The sequence below is a fragment of the Curtobacterium sp. MCPF17_031 genome, from assembly GCF_003234035.1.
Classification (GTDB): Bacteria; Actinomycetota; Actinomycetes; order Actinomycetales; family Microbacteriaceae; genus Curtobacterium.
The window spans coordinates 13309-36061 of the sequence record NZ_QKSG01000004.1; the positions used below are offsets into that span (position 1 = coordinate 13309).

The following is a 22753-nucleotide window of genomic DNA, read 5'->3' on the forward strand; positions in this document are numbered from 1 at the left end:
GTAAGAAAGTAAGGAACGCCGAAATGGCAACTGGAACTGTCAAGTGGTTCAACAACGAAAAGGGCTTCGGCTTCATTGCGCCGGACGACGGCAGCGCTGACGTCTTCGCCCACTTCTCTGCGATCGGTGGCAACGGCTACAAGTCGCTCGAGGAGAACCAGAAGGTCGAATTCGAGATCACCGAGGGCCGCAAGGGCCCGCAGGCGGAGAACATCACCGTCATCGGCTAGTACCGGTCTTCGTGAGCGCCGGGCCTGAGGAGTGATCCTCGGGCCCGGCGCTTCGTCGTTCCCGCCCCGATGTCCTCAGTTCAGGACGAACTGCACCGACTCCGCCGACGTGATCTCCCCCACCGCGACCTGCAGGTGGTAGCTGGCTCCCCCGCCCGTCACCGAGGCGCGTGCGGCGTCGCACGTGGTCGCCGAGGACCGCGTGCGGTCCCAGGCGATGGCGGGCGTGGTGAGCTCCTGGCCGGCCTTCAGGGTGACGTCCTGGTCGGTGCCTCCGGTCTGGCAGTCCTTCGACGACCAGTACTGCTCCGTGCCCGAGGTGATGGTGAGCACCTGCTGCGCGGACCCGAGGTCCATGTGGCACGAGTTCGACCCGGTGTTCTTGATCGACATCGCGACCTGGGGGTCCTCGCCGGCTGCGTAGACGCGCTTGTCGAGCACCGGGGTGAGTTCGATCTGGTGCGGGTCGCAGGCCGCGCCGTCCTTGCGGGCTGCGGCGGACGGGGCCGGCGAAGACTTCGGCGCGCCCGAGGCGGCATCCGACGCGCCAGAACCGCCAGCCCCGCCAGAGCCGGTGGAGGAACCAGCTGCTGCCGAGGAAGCCCCGGCACCCGGCGTCGGACCGGCCGCGGGGGCTCCGTTGCCACGACCGACGACGATGAGCACGACGACGACCACGACGAGCAGGACCACCCCGAGCACCAGGGCTCGGCGGCGCCAGTAGGTGCCGGGACGCTCGGGGCCGACGGGATGGCGGAACGACGACATGCGCACAGGGTAGACATCCGTGCGAGCCCGGAGGAGGTCCCTCGCCGGGCGGCCGGTCAACCCGTCAGAGGATCTTCAGCATGCGGGTGTTGCCGAGCGTGTTCGGCTTCACCCGGGCGAGGTCCAGGAACTCGGCGACGCCTTCGTCGGACGAGCGCACGAGCTCGGCGTACACCTCGGGTGGGACGACGGTCTCGCCGATCTCGAGGTAGCCGTGCTTGGCGAAGAAGTCGACCTCGAACGTCAGGCAGAAGATCCGGGCGACACCGAGCTCGCGGGCGTCGTGTTCGAGCGCCTCGAGCATGCGGTGGCCGACGCGCTTGTGGATCCAGTCCTGGTCCAGGGCCAGCGTGCGGACCTCGGCGATGTCGTCCCAGAACACGGCGAGGGCGCCGCAGCCGATCGGGACACCGTCGGGCCCTTCGGCGATCCGGAACTGCTGGATCGACCCGTAGAGGACGACGTTCTCCTTGCCGAGCAGGATCCGTCGGTCGACGTACGGCGCGATGAGCCGCTGGATGTGCGGGACGTCGGACGCGAGCGCCGGGCGCACCAGGATCCCGTGGTCGTCCCGTTCGGAGAACGCATGCCGTCCGTGCTCAGTCATCCGGTCCAGCCTACGTCTCCGCCGACGGCCCTGGCCGCGCCCTACCCGGCCCGGGCGGCCCCGTCCGACCCGCCACGTCACACGCCGTCATCGGGGGACATGCGTCAGGGCCCTGCACAGGCGCACCGGCCTACCGTCCGAGACACACCAGTACGACGAGCAGGAGGAGCACCACATGCCCCAGATCATCGAGACCGTCGACGTCAACGTCCCCGTCCGTGCCGCCTACGACCAGTGGACCCGCTTCGAGGAGTTTCCCACGTTCCTCGACGAGGTCGAGAAGATCGTCCAGGTCGACGACACCACGACCGACTGGACCGTCAAGGTCGCCGGCCAGGAGCGTTCGTTCCGCGCCCTCATCACCGAGCAGCACCCGGACGAGCGTGTCGCCTGGACCGTCAAGGACGGCGAGACCGAGCACGCCGGTGTGGTCACGTTCCACAAGCTCTCCGACGCTGAGACCCGCGTCACCGTGCAGATCGACTGGGAGCCGTCCGGCATCCTCGAGAAGCTCGGCTCGGCGGTCGGCGTCGGCGGCCACGCCGTGAAGAAGGACCTGCAGAACTACAAGGAGCGTGTCGAGGCCGCCCCGACCAGCGACGGCTGGCGCGGCGACGTCCAGGCCTGACGCCTGACCGCAGACAGACGGGAGGCCCGGTACCAGCTGGTACCGGGCCTCCCGTCTGTCGTGTCGCTGGGCTGACTAGCCCTCGATCTCCGGCGCGGGCGCCTCGGGCGCCTTCTCGAGCGAGGGAGCGCCGGCGAGGACCTCTTCGCGGCCCGGCTGACGCCCGGTCTCGAAGGTGAACGCACCGTCCACGAAGCCGACCTTCACGTGGTCGCCGGCCGTGAGCTCACCCTGCAGGATGTGCTCGGACAGCTGGTCCTCGACCTCGTGCTGCATCGCACGACGCAGCGGGCGGGCACCGAGGGACGGGTCGAACCCGACCTTGATGAGCTGCTCCTTGGCCGGGAGCGAGAGCTCGACGGTCATGTCGCGGTCGAGCAGGCGGTCGGACAGGCGCTTCACGAACAGGTCCACGATCTGCAGCAGCTCGGGCTGCGACAGCTGCGGGAACACGATCGTGTCGTCGACGCGGTTCAGGAACTCGGGCTTGAAGTGCTTCTTCAGCTCCTCGTTCACCTTGCCGCGCATCCGGTCGTAGCCGACGGCCGAGTTGCCCTCGACCTGGAAGCCCACCGGGCCACCTGCGATGCCCTGCGAACCGAGGTTCGTGGTCATGATGATGACGGTGTTCTTGAAGTCGACCACGCGGCCCTGACCATCGGTCAGACGACCCTCTTCGAGGACCTGCAGCAGCGAGTTGAAGATGTCCGGGTGGGCCTTCTCGATCTCGTCGAACAGGACCACGGAGAACGGCTTGCGGCGCACCTTCTCGGTGAGCTGGCCGCCCTCTTCGAACCCGACGAACCCGGGAGGGGCACCGAACAGGCGCGAGACGGTGTGCTTCTCGCCGAACTCCGACATGTCGAGGGAGATCAGTGCGCCCTCGTCGTCGAACAGGAACTCCGCGAGCGCCTTGGCGAGTTCGGTCTTGCCGACGCCCGTGGGGCCGGCGAAGATGAACGAGCCCGAGGGGCGGTTCGGGTCCTTGAGGCCGGCACGGGTGCGACGGATGGTCTTGGACAGGGCCGAGATGGCCTCTTCCTGACCGATGACGCGCTGGTGCAGTGCCTTCTCCATGAAGACGAGACGCGAGGTCTCCTCTTCGGTGAGCTTGAACACCGGGATGCCCGTGGCCTGCGCCAGGACCTCGGCGATGATGCCCTCGTCGACGGTGCCGGACGCGGCGACGTCACCCGCACGCCACTGCTTCTCGAGGCGGAGACGCTCACCGAGGAGCTTCTTCTCCTCGTCACGGAGCGAAGCGGCCTTCTCGAAGTCCTGCTCCTCGATGGCGGCTTCCTTCGACCCGCGGACCGTCGAGATCTTCTCGTCGAACTCGCGGAGCTCCGGCGGCGCCGACAGGATCGACAGCCGCAAACGAGCGCCGGCCTCGTCGATCAGGTCGATGGCCTTGTCGGGCAGGAAGCGGTCCTGCACGTAGCGGTCCGCCAGGTTCGCCGCGGAGACGATCGCGCCGTCGGTGATGGACACCTTGTGGAACGCCTCGTACTTGTCGCGGAGGCCCTTGAGGATGTTGATGGTGTGCGGCAGCGACGGCTCGTTGACCTGCACCGACTGGAAGCGGCGCTCGAGTGCGGCGTCCTTCTCGAAGTGCTTGCGGTACTCGTCGAGCGTGGTGGCACCGATGGTCTGGAGCTCACCACGGGCCAGGAGCGGCTTGAGGATCGACGCTGCGTCGATCGCGCCCTCGGCGGCACCGGCACCCACGAGCGTGTGGATCTCGTCGATGAAGACGATGATGTCGCCGCGGGTGCGGATCTCCTTCGTGACCTTCTTGAGGCGCTCCTCGAAGTCACCGCGGTAGCGGGACCCGGCGATGAGCGACCCGAGGTCGAGCGAGTAGAGCTGCTTGTCCTTCAGCGTCTCGGGCACGTCGCCCTTGACGATCGCCTGGGCGAGGCCCTCGACGACGGCGGTCTTGCCGACGCCAGGCTCGCCGATCAGGACGGGGTTGTTCTTGGAGCGGCGGGAGAGGATCTGCATGACCCGCTCCATCTCCTTCTCGCGCCCGATGACGGGGTCGAGCTTGCCGTCGCGCGCTGCCTGGGTGAGGTTCCGACCGAACTGGTCGAGGACCTGCGAACCCTGCTGTGCGTTCTGCTGCTGCTCGCCGCCGACGGCGACCGCTTCCTTGCCCTGGTAGCCGGACAGGAGCTGGATGACCTGCTGGCGGACCCGGTTGAGGTCGGCGCCGAGCTTCACGAGGACCTGGGCTGCGACACCCTCGCCCTCGCGGATCAGACCGAGCAGGATGTGCTCGGTCCCGATGTAGTTGTGGCCGAGCTGCAGCGCTTCGCGCAGTGACAGCTCGAGGACCTTCTTGGCACGCGGCGTGAACGGGATGTGCCCGGTCGGCTGCTGCTGGCCCTGCCCGATGATGTCCTGCACCTGCTCGCGGACGGCATCGAGGGAGATACCGAGCGACTCCAGCGCCTTGGCGGCGACGCCCTCGCCCTCGTGGATGAGGCCGAGGAGGATGTGCTCCGTACCGATGTAGTTGTGGTTGAGCATCTTCGCTTCTTCTTGAGCGAGGACGACAACACGACGGGCCCGGTCGGTGAATCTCTCGAACATGTGCTCTCCCTTGGCCCCGAACGAACCGGGGCCGACAGCCGGACTCGTGTGAGTCCGGTCACGTACATCGAGACTAACCAGCGCTCCCCGTCAGGGCTGCCCCTGTTCGCCGTGGGCGTGAACCCCGTGCGTGTGCTGCGCGCCGCGGCCTGGAGGCCCCTCCCGACTCCCCGGGACACCGTCCGTCCGGCGGCACTCGCGCCCGGCTCGGAGGGCTCGCCGGTACGATCCGGGGCATGGAGCAGCCCGTCGTCGGCCTCGTCGTCCACCCCTCGAAGAACGTGCAGGAGTCCGTCGAGGTCCTGGACCGCTGGAACGCGTCCGGAGCCGGGCGCCTGGTCGCGCGGCGGATCGACGCCGCTCGCCTGGGTAGCGCGATCGACGCGGTGGACGACGACGAGTTCACGGACACCGTCGACCTGGTCGTCGCACTCGGTGGTGACGGCACGATGCTCGGTGCGATGCGCCTCGTCGCCCGGCGCCCGGTCCCGGTGCTCGGGGTGAACTACGGCAACGTCGGGTTCCTGGTCGAGATCGAACCACCCGAGCTCGAGTCCGCGCTCGAACGGCTCTCCGCCGGCCAGTACCAGCTCGAACCGCACCACGCCCTCGAGGCCCGGCTCTCCTGGGGTGGTGCCCGGACCGACTACCTGGCGTTCAACGACATCACGATCGTCCGCCGTCCCGGTGCCGGGCAGGTGTCCGCGGACCTCAGCGTCGGCGGGCTCATGTACGGGTACTACCGCGCCGACGCCGTCGTCGCGGCGACGCCCGCCGGGTCCACCGCCTACAACTACGCGGCGGGAGGCCCGGTCCTGTCCCCCGCACTGTCGGGGTCTGTCGTCACGCCGGTGGCCCCGATGGCGGGGATCGACCGCTCGGTGGTGCTCGCCGCCCGTGAGCGCTACCGGTTCGACATCGCCGAGGGCACCCGCAGCGCGGCCCTCGAGGTCGACGGGCTCGTCGTCGGCGAGGTCGCCACCGGCGCGCAGTTGGAGGTCCGGCTCCGCAAGGACGCCGGCAGCGTGGTCCGGCTGGACGCCGAACGGCACGGTCGGACCGGGCGCCTCAAGCTCGGCCTGCTGGACCTGCCGCTCCGGCCGGACCAGCTCATCGAGTTGATCCCGCACGACCTGCGGCAGAAGCTGCACCGGGAGACCGAGGACTGACGCGATCCGCGCCTCCCGGCCGGCGACCCCACGCCAGGGCCCTGGGGACGACGGAAGGCCCGCCCGGTTCGCACCGGACGGGCCTTCGCTCCCATCACCCCACAGGCCGTCGTCCCACGGACGACCCGGATCCCCGCACCGGTCCCTGACGGGACCAGCCGAAGTCTGCTGACCTACTCGGTCAGGTACAGCTGCATGTCCTGCGAGACGGCCTTCGCGAACAGGCGCAGCTTCGCACGCGACTCGACACGGCTGACCGCCTGTCGGGTGGTGTGCACGATCTTCGAGATCTCGTCGAGCGTCATCGGCTTGTCGTCGTCCAGGCCGTAGCGCATGCGGATCACGTTGGCCTCGTCGCTCGGCAGCTCGGCGACGATGGAGCGGATGTCGCGGTGCAGCAGCGTCGTCTCGGTGAGCTCGTTCGGGCTCGCGGCGTCCTCGTCCTCGATGAAGTCACCGAGTTCGCTGTCGTCCGAGTCACCCACGACCGTGTGGATCGAGACCGGCTCGTGCGAGCGGCCCTTGAGGTCGACGAGTTCCTCGACGCTCATGCTCAGCTCGGCGGCCACTTCCTCCGGCATCGGCGCACGGCCGAGGTCGACGGTCAGGTCACGCTCGGTGCGCGAGATCTTGTTGATCAGTTCGACGGTGTGCACCGGGATGCGGATGGTTCGCGCCTTGTCGGCGAGACCACGCGAGATCGCCTGGCGGATCCACCAGGTGGCGTAGGTCGAGAACTTGTAGCCCTGCGTGAAGTCGAACTTCTCGACCGCACGGACCAGGCCGAGGTTGCCCTCCTGGATGACGTCCATGAACGGCAGGCCGCGCTGAGAGTAGCGCTTGGCGATGCTGACGACCAGGCGGAGGTTCGAGGTGATCATGCGCTCCTTGGCGCGCTCACCGTCGCGGACGAGCCAGCGGAGTTCGCGCTCGAGGGACTTCTCGAGGCCGGGCTCGGTGTGGAGCTTCTCCTCGGCGAACAGGCCGACCTCGATGCGGCGGGCGATGTCCGCCTCTTCCTCAGCGGTCAGCAGTGCGAGACGGCCGATGTGACGGAGGTAGTCGCCGACCTGGTCGACGGATGCGCCGCGGACGCCGGCGAGCTGCTCGTCGGCCTCGACCTCGGCGACGGTGTCGAGCGTGGTGGCCTCGGCGGAGGTGGTCTTGGTCGCTGCCTTCTTGGTGCGGCGCGAGGTGGTGCTGGGTGCGGCCGTTGCGATCGCCATGGTGACTCTCCCTGCCTGTGACGGTGATGGTCCTTCGTGGGCTGAGACCGAGTTTGGCGGGCCGGAGGTGTACCCCACAAACCACGGCGAGCGATTCTCAGGCTTCTCCGTGCTTCGCCATCGGGGGACACCGGGTCGGGGTACACCTCGTCACGGCGGTTGTCGCTCTCGATCCCCGCGGTGCTGCCGATCGAAGCGGAATCACAACGGTGTGACTCCCGAGCCGGACCGAGGGGGACACGTGTACCCCGGGGTGCAACGCCTTCCGGACAGCGAAAAAGGGGTACGTCGCGCCGGATCCGGAGATCCAGCTGACGTACCCCGAAGGAATGCCCGCGGACGATGACGGGCCCGGTGTCACCAGGAGGGTTCGAGCCACCCGTCACGGTTCTTCGAGACCTCGAGGTCCGGGTCGCGGTCGAACTCGTCGTACTCGCTCTCGATGTCACCGACGAGACTGCGGGACGCGGTGGGATGCAGGATGGACATGCCGAGGATGCTCGCACCGCCGGACGTCGGCGGGGTGAACGGTGGGTGACGGTCAGGACACCAGGACAAGAGGACCCCAGGTCACTCGCGCGGGTGCCCCGCCGCGGACGCGGTCGAGGGCGTGACTACTCGGCGCTGGTCGGCGCGGTCGTCGTCACGCCACGCTCGCGCTCGAACCGAGCACGCTCTTCGGCCTCGATCTTCGTGTACGCGGCACGCTCGGTCCGATCGGCACGGATGATCGCGCGCATGATGAACCAGAAGATGAGACCGAGCAGGATCGTCGGGGTCAGGGCGAAGACGACTCCGGAGACGATTCCATGCGGCATGGTCCCATCGTACGTCGTGCTGCCCGCGGATCGAGCTCGCAGGCTCCCTCGGGGCTGGCGTCGCGCGCCGCTGGCGCGTCGCTCTGAGCTCCAGCGCCCTACTTGACCAGCGGGAAGAGGATCGTCTCGCGGATGCCCAGGCCGGTGATCGCCATGAGCAGCCGGTCGACACCCATGCCCATGCCACCCGACGGCGGCATGGCGTGTTCGAGTGCCCGCAGGAACTCCTCGTCGACGCGCATCGCCTCCGGGTCACCGCCGGCGGCCAGGCGGGCCTGCTCGACGAACCGCTCCCGCTGGACGACCGGGTCGACGAGCTCCGAGTACGCCGTGGCGAGCTCGAAGCCACGGACGTAGAGGTCCCACTTCTCGACGACGCCCGGACGGGTGCGGTGCTGCCGGGTCAGGGGCGAGGTGTCGACCGGGAAGTTCATGACGAACGTCGGGGCGTACAGCTCGTCCCCGTTGAAGTGCTCCCAGAGCTCCTCGACGTACTTGCCGTGTGTGGCGTGCGCGACCTCGACACCCTCGGCGTCGGCGAGCGCCTGCAGCTCGGACAGCGGCGTCTCCGGGGTGATCTCGTGGCCGGACGCCTCGGACAGTGACTCGTACATGTCGAGCCGTGCCCACTCACCGCCGAGGTCGTAGTCGCTGCCGTCTGGCAGGGTGACGACCAACGAGCCACCGGTGACCGCGCGGGCGGCGTTCTGGACCAGCTCCTGGGTCAGGTCGGCCATCTGCTCGTAGTTGCCGTACGCCTGGTAGGCCTCGACCATGGCGAACTCGGGCGAGTGCGACGAGTCGGCGCCCTCGTTGCGGAAGTTGCGGTTGATCTCGAAGACCCGGTCGATGCCCCCGACGACCGCCCGCTTGAGGAAGAGCTCGGGCGCGATACGCAGGAACAGTTCGGTGTCGAACGCGTTGGAGTGCGTGACGAAGGGCCGGGCAGAGGCGCCGCCGTGCTGGGTCTGCAGCATCGGCGTCTCGACTTCGAGGTACTCGTGGGACGTGAAGGTGTCGCGGAGCGAGGACATCACGGCCGCGCGGGCCCGGACGGTCTTCCGGGCGTCCTCGCGCACGATGAGGTCGAGGTACCGCTGCCGGACCCGGGTCTCCTCGTTGAGCTCGTTGTGCAGGTTCGGCAACGGCAGGATCGCCTTCGCCGCGATCGCCCAGTCGTCGACCATGATGCTCAGCTCCCCGCGGCGGGAGGAGATCACGCGGCCGTGCACGAACACGTGGTCGCCGAGGTCGACGAACTCCTTCCAGCGGGCCAACGACTCGTCGCCGACCTCGGCCAGGGAGACCATCGCCTGGATGCGCGAGCCGTCGCCGGACTGCAGCGACGCGAAGCAGAGCTTGCCGGTGTTGCGGGAGAACACGATGCGGCCGGCCACGCCGACGACGTCCTGCGTCTCCTCGCCGGTCTCGAGGTGCGCGTACTGCTCGCGGACCGCGGGGATCGTCGTGGTGATCGGGAGCTCGGCCGGGTAGGCCTCGATCCCGGACTCCAGCAGGCGCGCGCGCTTGTCCAGCCGGACCTGACGCTGCTCGCTGGTCTCCTGCTCGGCCAGTGCGGCGGCGTCGGCGACCGCGGTCTCGGTGGTGGCGGGGGCGGTCTCGTCGGTCATGCTGGTGCGGCTCCGGAGGTCGTGGGGGATCGCGTCGATGCTACCCGCCCGGCCGTGTCCGGCCGGGACGCCGGACGGACGGCGCACACGGCGGTCCGGGCTCGCGGCCGGGTTCAGATCGCGGACTGACCGTCGGCCGCCGTGAGCGCGTTGTCGACCGCCGACCGGACGAGTGCCCCGAGGACGCGCCCCGGGTGCTCGACACCGATGCCGGACAGGGTGCCGGCGGACTGGTCGACGATCGCCGTCGAGAAGCTCACGGCCGCCCGGACCGCGTCGGCGTAGGCGGGGCGGTCCCGCTCGGCCACGACGAACGGCTCGGCACCCATCTCGACCACCAGGGCCTGCGCGATCGGCAGCACCGGCGCGGGAGCGGTGACGGCGCAGTACGCGTCCCGCAGCCGGCTCAGGTCGACGCTCGTCCCGGTGAAGGCCATCGCGGGGTGGATCGCGAGCGGGATCGCCCCGGCACGCATCGCCGGCGCGAGGACGTCGACCCCGTGGTCCGGACTCGTGTGCACGACGAGCTGCCCGGGCTGCCAGATCCCCGCGTCCGACAGTCCCTGCACGAGCGACGGCAGCTGGTCGTCCGGCACCGCCAGGAGCACGAGTTCGCTGCGCTCGACGAGCTCCGGCGTGCCGAGCACAGGCGCGCCGGGGAGCATCGCCTCGGCACGGTCGCGGCTCGCCTCGGAGACGGCGGTGATCCCGACGACGGCGTGCTCGGCGTTCGCGAGCGCGGCACCCAGCACGGGGCCGACGCGTCCGGCGCCGATGATCCCGATGCCGAGTCGTCCGGCCCTCACCGCACGGCTCCGGGTCCGGGGACGGCGGTCCAGACGGGAGGCCCGTCCTGCGTCAGCCACGCGGGTGCGGCGGGCGCGGCACCGGTCCACTGCCCGGGCATCTGCCCTGCAGCGTGCGCGGGCTCCTGCGCGTGGCGACCCGGCGTACCGGAGGTGGGTCGGGCCTCCTGGCCGTCACGCCAGCGGTGCGACGTGTCGGTCGCGGCGGCCTCGACGGCACGCTCGGTCGTGCCGGACCAGAGCCGCTGCGCGTCCCCGGCGTCGAGCGCACCGACGCGGGCGGAGACCGGACCGCTGACGGTGTGCACGTGCACCGAGGCCAGGCGGAGTGCGCGCTCCAGCGGCCCCTGCGTGACCTTGACGCTCTGGACACGCGGCAGCGGCACGACCACGAGCGAGCGCCAGACCGCGCCGAGCCGGAGCAGCACCGCACCGGGCACGAAGCGGTAGCCGTTGCGGGACGCCGACAGCGGGCGCAGCCAGCGACCCCGTCGGGGCGAGTGCACGAAACCGCCGCGGTCGCCGCTCGTGGTGAGACTGTCGTCGACGACACCCACGGCCTCGGCGGACCCCTCGCGCAGGCGTTCCATCGACGCCTCCGGACCGACGACGGCCGAGCCGACGAGCTCGGGCAGGATGATCTCGAGGACCTGCCGGACCTCGGCTGCGGTACCGACCGGCAGCACGATCGACGAGACCTGCTGGTTCGTGGACGCCCCGTTGCCGGCGTTCGTCGCCCGGTTGATGCGGATGTCCCACCAGCCGAACGGCCGCCACAGCAGCGGCTGCGCGACGCTCACGGCGTGGATGCGCCCCGGCGGCAACGTCTCGTTCGAGGTCGAGAACAGGCCGAAGCCGATCCGGATGCCGTCCCGGGTGTCCGCGATCGTGTAGCGCAGCGACTTCGAGAACTTGCGGACGTAGTAGCCGCCGGCGCCGATGACGGCCGGGAACAGCGACACGAGCAGGAAGTACTGCCCGGTCAGGCTGATGCTCACGATGATCGCGACGACGAGCAGCAGGATCACCACGGTCGTGCCGGAGAGCAGCATCGACCCGATCAACCGACCCGGGTGGACGCGGACCACCCGGGTGGCGTGCACGGCCTCGGGGTCGAGCTCGGGTGCCAGGAACTCGTCCACCCGGCCCTGCAGGACGCCGCCGCCCGGACCGGCGGACCGGGGCTGGTCGGCGTCCTTCGCGCCCGAGGCGAGCACCAGGATGCGTTGCCGCAGGTCGTCGGCGGCCTTCGCTCCGAGGTAGGCGAGCTGCACGTTCGCGTCGTTGCCGGCCTGCGCGACCTCGAGCTTGGCGGTGCCGAAGACCCGCGCGATCAGCGGACGCGAGATGTTGATCCCCTGGATCCGGTCGAGCCGGGCCTTGCGGTGGGTCCGGAAGACCACGCCGGAGCGGACCTCGACGATCTCGCCCGTGACCCGGAACTCGTGCATCCGCCAGGACAGGTAGAACAGGCCGATCAGCACCAGGAGCAGCACCGCCACCCCGAGCAGCACCCAGCCGACGACACCGTGCTCGTACACGTAGCGGACCGGGTCGCCGTCCTCCTGCGGCCCGCCTTCGCCGGGGATGAAGACCTCGACGATCTGGTCGCGGAGGTTGTTGAGCACGTAGCCCAGGATCACGACGAGGAAGATGCCGCCCTTGAGCAGCGGTGTGAGCGGGTGCAGCCGGTGCCACTCGCCGTCGGTCAGGGGCGCGGCCGCGGCGGCGTCGCCCTTGCGCGGCGGTGCGGGGATCGAGGCGTCCGGTCGGAACGACACGTGCGACCTACAGCCCGGCGCGACGGGACTCGGCGAGCTCGACCAGTCGGTCGCGGAGGTCGTCCGCCTGACCGGCCGGGATGCCGGGGATGCGGATGTTCGACGACGCGGCCGCGGTCACGAACTTCAGCTCGCTCATGCCGAGCACCCGGTCGAGCGGGCCCCGGTTGACGTCCACGAGCTGCAGTCGGCCGTACGGCACCGCGGTGAAGCGCTGCCACATCAGTCCGCGGCGCAGCACCAGGTCGTCGTCGCGCAGGGCGTACCCGATCGATCGGATGCGTCGCGGGGTGAGCGCTGCCGTGACGATCGCGATGGCCGCGACGACCGCACCGATGACGAACCAGACGAGTCCGGCCGTCCCGCCGGTCCCGCCGCTGGCGACGCCGATGAGCACCAGGCCCGCCGTGACGACGCCGCCGATGACGATCGTCGCGATGAGGTCGGTCCAGACGAGCTTCGCCGAGACCCGCGTCCAGGTGATGCCGTCGAGGCCCAGGCCGGCGTCGTCGAGTCGGCGCGGTTCGTCCATCCGATGAGGTTCGTCGAGTACGGGCGGCATCGGGGTCTCCTGGTCTGCGGTGGTCGGTCCGCGTCGACCGACCGGGCCGGTCACGCCGTGGTGCTGCCCCGCCCGTCGTGGTCGTTCTCGTCCGTCGGCGGCGCGATGCACATCCGCTCGGCGACGAGGGCGCACACGGTCAGCACGATCCCGCCGCCGAACGCCACCGCGTTCGGCAGGGTCGAGCCTAGCGAAGGCAGGACGGACCGGGACAGGAGGTACACGAGCAGCCCGAGGGCGAACGCGCCGAACAGCGCCCCGCAGATGCTCGACGCCTTCGCCAGGAACACCACCCGTGTCGCGTACATCGGGTCCACCCGGCGTCCGTCGTTCCGGCCGCGGGTCTGTCGACGGATCGGCGCGGCCATGAACAGCAGGGCGATGCCGATGAACACCAGCGTCAGGCCGAGGGGGACCGACATCAGGAGCGTCGGCGACTGCCGGGCGGTCAGGGCGGTGTCCACCGCGAAGCCGGCGACGGCCGCGACGACGGCGACACCGATCAGGGTGGAGGCCCGGGTCGGCTTCACGGGGTCACCTCCTGCGCGGCGCGGCCGAACAGGCGGGGTTCGTCGACCCGGTCCGTGTCGTCGCCCAGCGCCGCGAGCAGGGTCGTGACGGACCCGTGGCCCGGCAGCACCGCCTCCGGGTCGGCGTCCGCCCAGGGTGCGAGCACGAACGCCCGCTCGTGGGCGCGCGGGTGGGGCACGGTGAGTGTGTCGGTGTCGATCCGCAGGTCGTCGAGGGCGATCACGTCGAGGTCGAGCGTCCGGTCACCCCAGCGGACGTCACGGGTGCGGCCGTGCTCGTCCTCGATGCCGTGCAGGGCGTCGAGCAGCTCCTGCGGCGCCAGGTCGGTGTCGACGACCACGACGCCGTTCCGGTACCGCGGCTTCGTCGTGTCGGGGCCGTCCAGGGTGAGGGCGACGGACTCGACTTCACGGCTCGAGGCCACCGGACGGACACCGGGCAGCGCGGCGACGGCGGCCGCTGCGGCACGGAGGGTGCTCCCCCGGTCGCCGAGGTTCGCACCGAGGGCGATGACGGCGCGCGTCACGCTTCTTCCTCGAGCGGAGCGCTCTCGGCGACGGCCGCGGCGTCAGGGCGCACCGCGGACTCGCGCCGGATGGTGATCGACACGTCGGTGAACGGCACGGTGATCGGTGCCTGCGGCTTGTGCACCGTGACCTCGGTCGCCAGGGCGGCACGGTGCGTCAGGACGGCCGCGGCGATCCGCTCCGCCAGCGTCTCGATGAGGTCGACCGGGTCACGTTCGATCTCGGCGACGATCTGCTCGGCGAGCACGCCGTAGTGCACGGTCTCGGCCAGGTCGTCCGAGTCGGAGGCGGCGGTCGCGTCGACCTCGACCGCGACGTCGACCACGAAGTCCTGTCCGTCGGCGCGCTCGTGGTCGAAGACCCCGTGGTGCCCGCGTGCGCGGACTCCGACGAGGCGGATGGTGTCCCTCATGATCGAGCTGCCCTCCAGGCGTCCCAGACGTCGAGTACGGCGCGGGTCGGCGCCGGGTCGTGCACGCGAACGCCCCAGGCGCCGCGTTCGGCCGCGAGCAGGCTGATCGCCGCCGTGGCCAGATCCCGTTCGGCCGGGGGTGCCCCGGCCGCACTGCCGACGCCGTCCAGGAACCGCTTGCGGGACGCCGCGACCAGGACCGGCAGACCGATCGAGGCGAAGCGTTCGTAGCCCGCCAGGATCTCCCAGTTCTGCTGCCCGCGCTTGGCGAACCCCAGGCCCGGGTCGATGACGACCTGCTCCTGGCGCACCCCGAGGACGATGAGTTCGGCGACCCGGAGTTCGACCTCGCGTCGGACCTCCTCGACGGCGTGGGTGTACTCGGCGTTCCGGTACATCCGGTCACTGTGGCCGCGCCAGTGCATGACGACGAAGCCCACGCCGGTCTCGGCGACGACCCGGGACATGTCCGGATCGACGAGCCCACCGGAGACGTCGTTGACGATCACGGCACCGAGCTCGACCGCACGTTCGGCGGTGCTGGCGTTCATCGTGTCGACACTCACCGCGATCCCCTCGGAGACCAGCTGCTGCACGACCGGCAGGACGCGCTCCTGCTCGACGTCCACCGGGACCCGTTCCGCACCGGGTCGGGTGGACTCCCCGCCGACGTCGACCAGGTCGGCCCCGTTCGCGACCAGGTGCCGGGCGTGGTCGAGTGCCGCGTCGACGGCCAGGTGCAGACCGCCGTCGCTGAACGAGTCGGGGGTGACGTTGAGGATCCCCATCACGCGGGTGCCCTCGGGGGTGGAGCGACCGCGGCGACGGCCGGTCACGATCTCCGGCACCGGTGCGGGTGCTCGGAGGTCGATCGCGACCGTCGCCGGCGCTGCTGCTGCTTCGCGGGCCCGGCTCGCCTCGGCGAGCCGACGCGACCGTCTCGTCGGCAGGTCGGTCATGCCGGCCTACGCGGGGGCGATACCGGGGTTGCCGAACGGACGGTGACGACGCGGCTTCGAGGCGTCGATCCCGACGGGTTCCTCGGCCATCGCGGCGGCCTTGCCCGGGACCTCGATCGCGGGCAGGTCACTCACCGGACGCTTGTCGCTCGAGAGCCACTGCGGGCGCTCGGGCAGCTTGCGGACGTCCTTGAAGATCTCCACGAGCTCCGGGGCGTCGAGCGTCTCCTTCTCGAGGAGTTCGCCGGCCAGGCGGTCGAGGATGTCGCGGTTGGCGTTGAGCACCTGGTAGGCCTCGTCGTGCGCGGCCTCGAGCAGGGCGCGGGTCTCGGCGTCGACGGTCTCGGCGATGTTCTCCGAGTAGTCGCGACCGGTGCCGCCGCTCATGTCACGGCCGACGAACGGCTCGCTGGACCCGGAGCCGAGCTTGACGGAACCGACCGCCTGGCTCATGCCGTACTCGGTCACCATCTTGCGGGCGGTGCCGGTGGCCTTCTCGATGTCGTTCGACGCACCCGTGGTCGGGTCGTGGAACACGATCTCCTCGGCGACACGGCCACCCATGGCGTACGTCAGCTGGTCGAGCAGTTCGTTGCGCGTGACGGAGTACTTGTCCTCGAGCGGCAGGACCATCGTGTAGCCGAGGGCCCGACCACGCGGCAGGATCGTGATCTTCGTCACCGGGTCGGTGTGGCGCATCGCTGCGGCCGCCAGGGCGTGACCACCCTCGTGGTACGCGGTGATGAGGCGCTCCTGGTCGGACATGATCCGGGTGCGGCGCTGCGGGCCGGCCATCACGCGGTCGACGGCTTCGTCGAGCGCGCGGTTGTCGATGAGCTGCGCGTTCGACCGGGCGGTCAGCAGCGCGGCCTCGTTGAGGACGTTCGCCAGGTCGGCACCGGTGAAGCCCGGCGTCTTGCGGGCGAGCAGCTCGAGGTCGACGCTCGCGGCGAGCGGCTTGCCCTTCGCGTGCACCTCGAGGATCTGCTTGCGACCCTGCAGTCCGGGCGCGTCGACGCCGATCTGCCGGTCGAAGCGGCCCGGGCGCAGCAGCGCGGGGTCGAGCACGTCGGGACGGTTCGTCGCGGCGATGAGGATGACGTTCGTCTTGCCGTCGAAGCCGTCCATCTCGACGAGGAGCTGGTTCAGCGTCTGCTCGCGCTCGTCGTTGCCGCCGCCGATGCCGGCGCCACGGTGACGTCCCACGGCGTCGATCTCGTCGATGAAGACGATGGCGGGCGAGTTCTGCTTGGCCTGGTCGAAGAGGTCACGGACGCGGCTCGCGCCGACACCCACGAACATCTCGACGAAGTCCGAACCGGAGATCGAGTAGAACGGCACCCCGGCCTCGCCGGCGACGGCGCGGGCGAGCAGGGTCTTGCCGGTTCCGGGAGGGCCGTAGAGGAGCACGCCCTTCGGGATCCGGGCACCGACGGCCTGGAACTTCGCGGGCTCCTTGAGGAACTCCTTGATCTCGTGCAGTTCCTCGATGGCCTCGTCCGCACCGGCGACGTCAGCGAAGGAGACCTGCGGGTTCTCCTTGTTGTTCATCTTGGCCTTGGACTTGCCGAACTGCATGACCTTCGAGCCGCCGCCCTGGGCGCTCGAGAGCAGGAACCAGAACAGGGCGCCGATGAGCAGGAACGGCAGCAGCGTCAGCAGGAGCGACACGAGGACGTTCGACTGCTGGACGTGGTCGTTGTAGCCCTTGGGCAGGTCGGCCTGCGACACCGCCTCGACGACCTCGGTGCCACGGGGGGTCGAGTAGTAGAACTGCTCGGTGCCACCGTCGTTGCGGAGCGTGAGGTCGACGCGCTGCTCGGTGGAGTTGACGACGGCCGACGAGACCTTGCCGTCCGAGAGCTGCTCGAGACCCTTCTGGGTGGAGATCTCCTGGGTGCCGGACTGGGCGATGAACGTCCATCCGACGAAGATCCCCACGACTGCGAGCAGTATCCAGATGTACGGCCCGCGGAGGATGCGCTTGAAGTCCATGTGATCCGGGCCCGACGGCCCGACACCTTTCTGCTGCCTGAAGTGCGTGCCGCTCAGCATACGGCCGTCACTCTGTGGCGAGAATGGGTGTCCTCTGCGGGCGAACTCCACGCATCAGGAGCATCGCCCTGCGGACGACGCCCCTGACGCCCGCCGCCTGACGTCCCGGTCGCACCCGACGTCGCGGGCGGATCAGGAGTAGACGTGCGGCGCGAGGATGCCGATGCCGCGCAGGTTGCGGTAACGCTCGTCGTAGTCCAGGCCGAACCCGACCACGAACGCGTCCGGGATCTCGAAGCCGGCGTACTTGACGTCCACCTCGACCTTGGCGGCCTCGGGCTTGCGGAGCAGGGCGACGATCTCGACGCTGGCGGCCCCGCGGGACTGCAGGTTCTGCTTGAGCCAGGACAGCGTCAGACCGGAGTCGATGATGTCCTCGACGATGATGACGTCGCGGTCGTGCAGGTCGGTGTCGAGGTCCTTGAGGATGCGCACCACACCGGACGACTTCGTGCCGGAGCCGTAGGACGACACCGCCATCCAGTCCATCCGCGCCTGCATCTTGAGGTGGCGGGAGAAGTCGGCCATGACCATGACAGCGCCCTTCAGCACGCCGACGAGGAGCGGGTCGCGCCCGGCGTAGTCCCGGTCCACCGCCGCGGCGAGTTCGGCGATCTTGTCGTCGATCTGCTCGGGGGTGAAGAGCACTTCGGAGAGGTCGGCCTGCACGTCGGAGAGTTCCACCGGACCAGCCTAACCGCCCGAGTGCGGCTCCCTGGCGGCGAACGACACCCGTTCGCCCGTCCGGGTGGCACGGACACCGGGCAGGTCGATCGGTCCCTGGCCGTGCCAGTCGGTCACGAGCCGGCAGACCTCGAGCGTCTGCAGTCGGGACAGGGTCACGCCGAACTCGCTCTCGACCGCCAGTCGGACGAGTCGCTGCCGGAGGGCCGGCGGGTTCGCGGCGAGCTGCGGCACGGACAGCGAGATGCCGGCCTCGGAGTGCTCGGCGAGGTCCTCCGCCATCTCCTCGGCGAAGTGGTCGAGGGCCGCGGAGTCCTCGCGCAGCTGGTCGGCGGTGCGAGCCAGGGCCTCCGGCACACCGGGTCCGAGCTCCCGCTCGAGGACCGGCATCAGCGCGTTCCGCACCCGCACCCGCGTGTACGCCGGGTCCTCGTTCTGGGGGTCGTCCCACGGGTCGAGTCCGGAGGCGGCGCAGGCCTGACGCGTGGTCGCCCGACGCAGCGCGAGCATCGGCCGCGCGAGCGACGGCCCCGGCCGGTCCGGCCGCACCAGCGGCGCCATGCCGGTCAGGCTGTCCGGTCCGCTCCCCCGCAGCAGGCCGAGCAGGACCGTCTCGGCCTGGTCGTCGAGCGTGTGGCCGAGGAGCACGAGGGGTGACCACTCGGCGGCCGCGACCGACGTGATCGAGGCGTATCGGGCCTCCCGGGCGGCGGCTTCCGGACCACCCGCGGTCCCGACGTCGACGCGGTCCACGACGACCGGCGCCAGCCCGAGCGAGGCGGCCTGCCGGGAGGCCCGTGCCGCGACCGCCTCGGAACCCGCCTGCAGCGCGTGGTCGACCACGACCGCGCCGGCGCGCAGGCCCTGCTTCGGCGCCTCGAACGCGGTGGCCGCCGCGAGGGCCAGCGAGTCGGCTCCGCCGCTCAGCGCCACCAGGACGAGGTCGCCCGGTGTGACGACCTGTTCGTCGAGCGCGCGGGCGAGCGCGGTGCGGACCGCCAGACGGACGGCGGCGACGGCGGGGTCCAGCCGGGGACGCTCGGTGTTCACCCGGTAACGTTAGCCGGGCCGTCCCGACGGCCGACAGACCACCACCGGAAGAACCAAGGAGTGCACATGGCCGCGTACGACGTCGTCGTCGAGATCCCCAAGGGCAGCCGCAACAAGTACGAGGTCGACCACGAGACCGGTCGCGTGTACCTGGACCGCGTGCTCTTCACCTCGTTCGTCTACCCGACGGACTACGGCTTCTTCGAGAAGACCCTGGCCGACGACGGCGACCCCGTCGACGCGCTGCTCCTCCTCGAGTTCCCGACCTTCCCCGGCGTGGGCGTCAAGGTCCGACCGGTCGGCGTCTTCAAGATGAGCGACGAGGCCGGCAAGGACGAGAAGGTCCTCGTCGTCCCCGCGAAGGACCCGCGCTGGGCGCACATCCAGGACATCGCGGACGTCCCGGAGCAGACCAAGGCCGAGATCGCGCACTTCTTCGAGCGCTACAAGGACCTCGAGCCGAACAAGTGGGTCAAGGCCGAGGGCTGGGGCGACGCCGCCGAGGCCGAGGCCATCGTGCAGGCCGGCCAGGCCGCGTACGTGCCCGCGGGTCACTGACGCTCGTCTGCTGACGCGCGAACGGCCCGGTCCCCCTCGTGGGGCCGGGCCGTTCTGCGGTGTTCGGGGCTAGAGCGCGCCGCTCGGACGGGCGACGTACGGCAGGAGCTGGCTCGGGGTCCACACCGCACGCTCGACGACGCCGACACCCGGACGGGCGGCCTCGACCATCCGCCCGTTGCCGGTGTAGATCGAGTCGTGGTAGCCGCCGGACGCCGCACCGTTGTTCGAGTAGAACAGGATGTCGCCCGGCTGGCGCTGCGACAGCGGCACCAGGCGGCCGATCGAGCCGAAGTAGTTGTACTGCCAGACGACGTTGTGCCCACCGGTCGTGATGCCCTGCGAGTTGTAGGCCATCATCACCAGGCCGGAGCAGTCCCAGACGTTCGGGCCGGCACCACCCAGGACGTAGGCCTTGCCGAGCTGTCCGCGGGCGTACGCGATCGCGCCGGCGGCCTTGGACGGGCTGCTGACGACCGGGGCCGGCGCGGGCGCGGGGGCCGCCGGCTTCGGGGCCGCGGGCTTCGGGGCTGCGGGCTTCGGGGCTGGTGCGGCCGGCTGCGGTGCGGGCTGTGGGGCCGCGGGCTTCGGGGCGGCCGGCTTCGGGGCGGCTGGCTTCGGCGCTGCCGCGGTACCACCCGAGGGCGCGGACGACGAGGGGTTCGACGTCGACGGGTTCGAGGTGACGGGCTTCGGCGCGGGCGGGACGTCGGTCGTCGACCCGCCGGGACCGTCCGTGCCGCCGTTCGCTGATGCGGGACGCGCCGCGTCGCGCTTCGCCTGGGCGGCGAGCTGGATCTCGGCCTGCTTCGCCTGCTGCGCCGACCAGTACGCCTGCTCGGTGGCCACCGAGGTGCCCTTGATGAAGGCGAGCTGCTCGAGGACCTCGTCCTGCTTCGCCTGCCCGGACGCCAGCGCGGACTGCGCGTTCGCGGCGACGTCGTTCGCGCTGTCGAGCGCGTCCTTCGTCTTGGCGGTCGCGGCGGTCAGGGCCTTCGTCGCCTGCCGCTGTTGCGCGGCGAGGGCGTCCACGGTGCGCTGGTCCGACTGCGCCTTGTCGAGCACGGTCGCGGACCGCTCGGACAGGTGCGTCATGGTGCCGACCTGGTACAGCAGGTCCTTCGCGTCACGCGAGTCGACGAGCATCGACGTGGACAGGTCACCGCCACCCGAGCGCGAGAGCTCGACGACGAGGGCCGCGACCTGGCCGGCGGACCGCTTCGCCGCCGCCTTGGCACGCTTCGCCTGACCGGTGAGACCGTCCAGCGTGTCCTTGGCCTCCTGCTGCTGCGACGCCGCGAGGGAGTACCGCTGCCCGGCCTCCTGCACCGTGGCGCCGGTGCGGTCCACGGTGGCCTGGAGGCTCGACATGCGTGCCGTCAGGGCGTCGACCGTCCGCTGCTTCGCGGCCTGGTCGTCCTTCGCCGCCTGCACGTCCTTCCACGACGGAGCGGACGGTGCCGCCTGCGCCGGGACGGCCACCACCAGCGAGAGCCCGAGGCTGAGCATCGAGACGGTGGCGAGACCGCAGACGAGGGAACGTGCAGGCTTCTTCATGCGGGTCAGTGCCTCCTGGCAGTGCTCGTGCTCATACCGAGATCCCCCGCGCTGCCATGAAGGGGACGGGATCGACGGCGGCGCCGTTCACCCGGGTCTCGAAGTGCAGGTGGCAGCCGGTCGACCAGCCGGTCGAACCGACCTGGGCGATCTGCTGTCCGGCGGTGACGTGCTCGCCGGCGGCGACCATGATGCCGCCGTTCACGATGTGCCCGTAGGCCGTCGAGATGCCGCCACCGTTGTCGAGGACGACCTCGTTGCCGTAGCCGCCGCCGTTGCCCGCGAAGGTCACGGTGCCGGACGCTGCGGCGTAGATCGGCGAGTAGCAGGCCGGGGCGAGGTCGACGCCCGCGTGCAGTGTGTAGACGTGCGTGTACGGGTCGACGCGGAGGCCGTAGGGGCTCGACTGGAAGCCGGCGGCCGGGCGTACCCAGCCGGACGAGTTCGCGGCGCCGCCGCCGGTCGCGCCGCCACCGGATGCCGGGACGCCCGCGGTCGCTGCGGCCGGGAGGGCCCGGGCGGCTGCGGCCGCCGCGGCGGCGCGCTCCCGGGCGAGACGCGCCTGGCGCTCCTTCTCGATCTTGACGCCCTTCTCGTACCCGGCCTGCGTCGTCTTCGTCTTCGACGTCAGGAGGGCGAGTTGGGCCTCCAGGCGGTCCTGGTTGGCGGCCTGGGCGGCCACGGCGGCCTGCGCCTGGTCCGCGGCGGTCTGCGCGGCGCGCATCTTCGCCTGGGCCTGGGCGGCGAGCACGCCGAGCGCGTCCTCGGCGACCTTCGACTTGTCGGCGAGGGCCTGGGCCGTCCCGCGGTCCTGGCTCGCCTCGGAGTAGATGCCGTCCGCCTGCTCGGTGAGCTTCGACATGGCGCCGAGCTCGTAGAGCAGGTCACCCGAGGCGGAGGGCTTGGTGAGGAGGTCCGTGGTGACGTCCTGTGAACTGGAGCGGCCGAGCTGGGCGGCGAGCTGGCCGGCCTGCGCCTCGGAAGCTGCCGCGGTCTTCTCGGCGTCGTCCGCCTGCGACTGGAGCTTCCGCTGTTCGAGCGCCTTGCGGTCGTAGTCCGTCTGCGCGTCCTGGTACGCCGTACCGGCTGCGGCGGCGGCCTTCTCCTTCGCGGCGGACTGCGACTGCAGTTGCGCGATGAGGCCCCTGATCTCGGTGACCTTGGCGGCCTGGTCCGACTGTGACTGCTTGGCGGCCTGCACGTCGTCCCAACTCGGGTACGTCGCGGCCGAGGCAGCACCCGACGGCACGAGGGCGACGAGGGCCCCGGCGGCGAGCACGACTGCGACCCCGGCGGCCAGCAGACGGCGGCGGGGGCGAGCGGGGAGGAGGGAGGGAGTCGACATGAGTCTCGTTTTCGTCACAGTCCGGCGTGGCGCACGTCACACTGTCAACAGACGCAACAGTAACAACATGGGTCAGCCGAGGAACACCCCGTTCGAGGGTGAGAGGTCAGCATCGATGCTCGCACCGGGCCGGCCCGCTCCTCGGGAGCCCGCTCCGGCCACTCCCTGAGGGTCCGTCGAGGTAGCGCGACACGCCCAAGCGGATCGTTCGGCGGGCTCGATTTGGCAAGAGGGCCGACCGTCCGTATGCTTGT

At 70.6% G+C, this 22753-nt stretch carries 23 protein-coding genes; 4 read left to right on the forward strand and 19 right to left on the reverse strand.

Features of this window, described 5'->3' with window-relative positions:
* The first annotated feature begins 23 nt into the window (after positions 1 to 23).
* On the forward strand, positions 24 to 230 hold the full coding sequence (locus DEJ31_RS07380; protein WP_065963953.1) for a cold-shock protein: 207 nt from the start codon (positions 24 to 26) through the stop codon (positions 228 to 230).
* 75 nt (positions 231 to 305) lie between these two features.
* On the opposite strand, the gene DEJ31_RS07385 is transcribed toward DEJ31_RS07380, so the two are convergent.
* Positions 306 to 998, reverse strand: coding sequence for a hypothetical protein (locus DEJ31_RS07385; protein ID WP_111045026.1), 693 nt, complete (start codon positions 996 to 998; stop codon positions 306 to 308).
* Between the two features lie 64 nt (positions 999 to 1062).
* Positions 1063 to 1605, reverse strand: coding sequence for an amino-acid N-acetyltransferase (locus DEJ31_RS07390; RefSeq protein ID WP_181421642.1), 543 nt, complete (start codon positions 1603 to 1605; stop codon positions 1063 to 1065).
* A gap of 175 nt (positions 1606 to 1780) precedes the next feature.
* Here DEJ31_RS07390 and DEJ31_RS07395 point away from each other — a divergent pair, with 175 nt between their 5' ends.
* The gene (locus tag DEJ31_RS07395; RefSeq protein WP_111045027.1) at positions 1781 to 2233 is read left to right on the forward strand and encodes an SRPBCC family protein; all 453 of its coding nucleotides are present in this window, start codon (positions 1781 to 1783) and stop codon (positions 2231 to 2233) included.
* Between the two features lie 75 nt (positions 2234 to 2308).
* Here the strand turns inward: DEJ31_RS07395 and DEJ31_RS07400 are convergent, their stop codons facing one another.
* Positions 2309 to 4828 (reverse strand): ATP-dependent Clp protease ATP-binding subunit, encoded by a 2520-nt coding sequence (locus DEJ31_RS07400; protein WP_111045028.1) that lies wholly within the window; start codon positions 4826 to 4828, stop codon positions 2309 to 2311.
* Positions 4829 to 5064: 236 nt separating this feature from the next.
* Here DEJ31_RS07400 and DEJ31_RS07405 point away from each other — a divergent pair, with 236 nt between their 5' ends.
* Complete coding sequence (locus tag DEJ31_RS07405) at positions 5065 to 5997, forward strand: NAD(+)/NADH kinase (protein ID WP_110904443.1); 933 nt, start codon at positions 5065 to 5067, stop codon at positions 5995 to 5997.
* A 173-nt stretch (positions 5998 to 6170) separates the two neighbouring features.
* On the opposite strand, the gene DEJ31_RS07410 is transcribed toward DEJ31_RS07405, so the two are convergent.
* The 14 genes from DEJ31_RS07410 to tilS form a co-directional block, all read right to left on the reverse strand.
* A complete protein-coding gene (locus tag DEJ31_RS07410) occupies positions 6171 to 7223 on the reverse strand; it encodes a sigma-70 family RNA polymerase sigma factor (RefSeq protein WP_110904444.1) in 1053 nt (350 codons plus the stop codon).
* Positions 7224 to 7580: 357 nt separating this feature from the next.
* A complete protein-coding gene (locus DEJ31_RS17565) occupies positions 7581 to 7712 on the reverse strand; it encodes a hypothetical protein (protein ID WP_258366217.1) in 132 nt (43 codons plus the stop codon).
* Between the two features lie 125 nt (positions 7713 to 7837).
* Positions 7838 to 8041 carry a hypothetical protein gene (locus DEJ31_RS07415; protein ID WP_110904445.1) on the reverse strand — a complete coding sequence of 68 codons (204 nt, stop codon included), beginning with the start codon at positions 8039 to 8041 and terminating at the stop codon, positions 7838 to 7840.
* A 98-nt stretch (positions 8042 to 8139) separates the two neighbouring features.
* Positions 8140 to 9672: a lysine--tRNA ligase gene (lysS, locus tag DEJ31_RS07420; protein WP_110904462.1), complete on the reverse strand. Its 1533-nt coding sequence runs from the start codon at positions 9670 to 9672 to the stop codon at positions 8140 to 8142.
* Between the two features lie 113 nt (positions 9673 to 9785).
* Entirely contained in the window at positions 9786 to 10478 is a 693-nt protein-coding gene (locus tag DEJ31_RS07425) for a Rossmann-like and DUF2520 domain-containing protein (RefSeq protein ID WP_258366218.1), read from the reverse strand.
* Positions 10475 to 12259: a PH domain-containing protein gene (locus tag DEJ31_RS07430; protein WP_111121556.1), complete on the reverse strand. Its 1785-nt coding sequence runs from the start codon at positions 12257 to 12259 to the stop codon at positions 10475 to 10477. Before DEJ31_RS07430 ends, DEJ31_RS07425 begins: the two co-directional genes overlap by 4 nt.
* 7 nt (positions 12260 to 12266) lie before the next feature.
* Complete coding sequence (locus tag DEJ31_RS07435) at positions 12267 to 12791, reverse strand: PH domain-containing protein (protein ID WP_111045048.1); 525 nt, start codon at positions 12789 to 12791, stop codon at positions 12267 to 12269.
* Positions 12792 to 12871: 80 nt separating this feature from the next.
* The gene (locus DEJ31_RS07440; RefSeq protein WP_181433472.1) at positions 12872 to 13351 is read right to left on the reverse strand and encodes a DUF3180 domain-containing protein; all 480 of its coding nucleotides are present in this window, start codon (positions 13349 to 13351) and stop codon (positions 12872 to 12874) included.
* Positions 13348 to 13878, reverse strand: a complete 531-nt coding sequence (gene folK / locus DEJ31_RS07445; protein WP_111121558.1) for a 2-amino-4-hydroxy-6-hydroxymethyldihydropteridine diphosphokinase — start codon at positions 13876 to 13878, stop codon at positions 13348 to 13350. The genes DEJ31_RS07440 and folK overlap by 4 nt, the downstream gene beginning before the upstream one ends.
* A complete protein-coding gene (gene folB, locus DEJ31_RS07450) occupies positions 13875 to 14291 on the reverse strand; it encodes a dihydroneopterin aldolase (protein WP_111121559.1) in 417 nt (138 codons plus the stop codon). The genes folK and folB overlap by 4 nt, the downstream gene beginning before the upstream one ends.
* Positions 14288 to 15250, reverse strand: a complete 963-nt coding sequence (gene folP, locus DEJ31_RS07455) for a dihydropteroate synthase (protein ID WP_111121560.1) — start codon at positions 15248 to 15250, stop codon at positions 14288 to 14290. The genes folB and folP overlap by 4 nt, the downstream gene beginning before the upstream one ends.
* 6 nt (positions 15251 to 15256) lie before the next feature.
* The gene (gene ftsH / locus DEJ31_RS07460; RefSeq protein ID WP_110904451.1) at positions 15257 to 17245 is read right to left on the reverse strand and encodes an ATP-dependent zinc metalloprotease FtsH; all 1989 of its coding nucleotides are present in this window, start codon (positions 17243 to 17245) and stop codon (positions 15257 to 15259) included.
* Between the two features lie 192 nt (positions 17246 to 17437).
* Positions 17438 to 17989, reverse strand: coding sequence for a hypoxanthine phosphoribosyltransferase (gene hpt / locus DEJ31_RS07465; RefSeq protein WP_110904452.1), 552 nt, complete (start codon positions 17987 to 17989; stop codon positions 17438 to 17440).
* A gap of 9 nt (positions 17990 to 17998) precedes the next feature.
* On the reverse strand, positions 17999 to 19039 hold the full coding sequence (tilS, locus tag DEJ31_RS07470) for a tRNA lysidine(34) synthetase TilS (RefSeq protein ID WP_111121561.1): 1041 nt from the start codon (positions 19037 to 19039) through the stop codon (positions 17999 to 18001).
* A 66-nt stretch (positions 19040 to 19105) separates the two neighbouring features.
* On the opposite strand from tilS, the gene DEJ31_RS07475 reads away from it, so the two are divergent.
* Positions 19106 to 19597, forward strand: coding sequence for an inorganic diphosphatase (locus DEJ31_RS07475; RefSeq protein ID WP_110904454.1), 492 nt, complete (start codon positions 19106 to 19108; stop codon positions 19595 to 19597).
* Positions 19598 to 19666: 69 nt separating this feature from the next.
* Here DEJ31_RS07475 and DEJ31_RS07480 read toward each other — a convergent pair whose 3' ends face one another.
* Entirely contained in the window at positions 19667 to 21154 is a 1488-nt protein-coding gene (locus tag DEJ31_RS07480) for an NlpC/P60 family protein (RefSeq protein WP_111121562.1), read from the reverse strand.
* A 31-nt stretch (positions 21155 to 21185) separates the two neighbouring features.
* A complete protein-coding gene (locus DEJ31_RS07485) occupies positions 21186 to 22499 on the reverse strand; it encodes a M23 family metallopeptidase (protein ID WP_111121563.1) in 1314 nt (437 codons plus the stop codon).
* Positions 22500 to 22753: the final 254 nt, after the last annotated feature.

Bases quoted from the DNA above. Each gene is read 5' to 3' on its own strand.
- DEJ31_RS07380 (WP_065963953.1), top strand. From the start codon at position 24: ATGGCAACTGGAACTGTCAAGTGGTTCAACAACGAAAAGGGCTTCGGC.
- DEJ31_RS07385 (WP_111045026.1), bottom strand. From the start codon at position 998: ATGTCGTCGTTCCGCCATCCCGTCGGCCCCGAGCGTCCCGGCACCTAC.
- DEJ31_RS07390 (WP_181421642.1), bottom strand. From the start codon at position 1,605: ATGACTGAGCACGGACGGCATGCGTTCTCCGAACGGGACGACCACGGG.
- DEJ31_RS07395 (WP_111045027.1), top strand. From the start codon at position 1,781: ATGCCCCAGATCATCGAGACCGTCGACGTCAACGTCCCCGTCCGTGCC.
- DEJ31_RS07400 (WP_111045028.1), bottom strand. From the start codon at position 4,828: ATGTTCGAGAGATTCACCGACCGGGCCCGTCGTGTTGTCGTCCTCGCT.
- DEJ31_RS07405 (WP_110904443.1), top strand. From the start codon at position 5,065: ATGGAGCAGCCCGTCGTCGGCCTCGTCGTCCACCCCTCGAAGAACGTG.
- DEJ31_RS07410 (WP_110904444.1), bottom strand. From the start codon at position 7,223: ATGGCGATCGCAACGGCCGCACCCAGCACCACCTCGCGCCGCACCAAG.
- DEJ31_RS17565 (WP_258366217.1), bottom strand. From the start codon at position 7,712: ATGTCCATCCTGCATCCCACCGCGTCCCGCAGTCTCGTCGGTGACATC.
- DEJ31_RS07415 (WP_110904445.1), bottom strand. From the start codon at position 8,041: ATGCCGCATGGAATCGTCTCCGGAGTCGTCTTCGCCCTGACCCCGACG.
- lysS (WP_110904462.1), bottom strand. From the start codon at position 9,672: ATGACCGACGAGACCGCCCCCGCCACCACCGAGACCGCGGTCGCCGAC.
- DEJ31_RS07435 (WP_111045048.1), bottom strand. From the start codon at position 12,791: ATGGACGAACCGCGCCGACTCGACGACGCCGGCCTGGGCCTCGACGGC.
- folB (WP_111121559.1), bottom strand. From the start codon at position 14,291: ATGAGGGACACCATCCGCCTCGTCGGAGTCCGCGCACGCGGGCACCAC.
- folP (WP_111121560.1), bottom strand. From the start codon at position 15,250: ATGACCGACCTGCCGACGAGACGGTCGCGTCGGCTCGCCGAGGCGAGC.
- ftsH (WP_110904451.1), bottom strand. From the start codon at position 17,245: ATGGACTTCAAGCGCATCCTCCGCGGGCCGTACATCTGGATACTGCTC.
- DEJ31_RS07475 (WP_110904454.1), top strand. From the start codon at position 19,106: ATGGCCGCGTACGACGTCGTCGTCGAGATCCCCAAGGGCAGCCGCAAC.
- DEJ31_RS07480 (WP_111121562.1), bottom strand. From the start codon at position 21,154: ATGAAGAAGCCTGCACGTTCCCTCGTCTGCGGTCTCGCCACCGTCTCG.
- DEJ31_RS07485 (WP_111121563.1), bottom strand. From the start codon at position 22,499: ATGTCGACTCCCTCCCTCCTCCCCGCTCGCCCCCGCCGCCGTCTGCTG.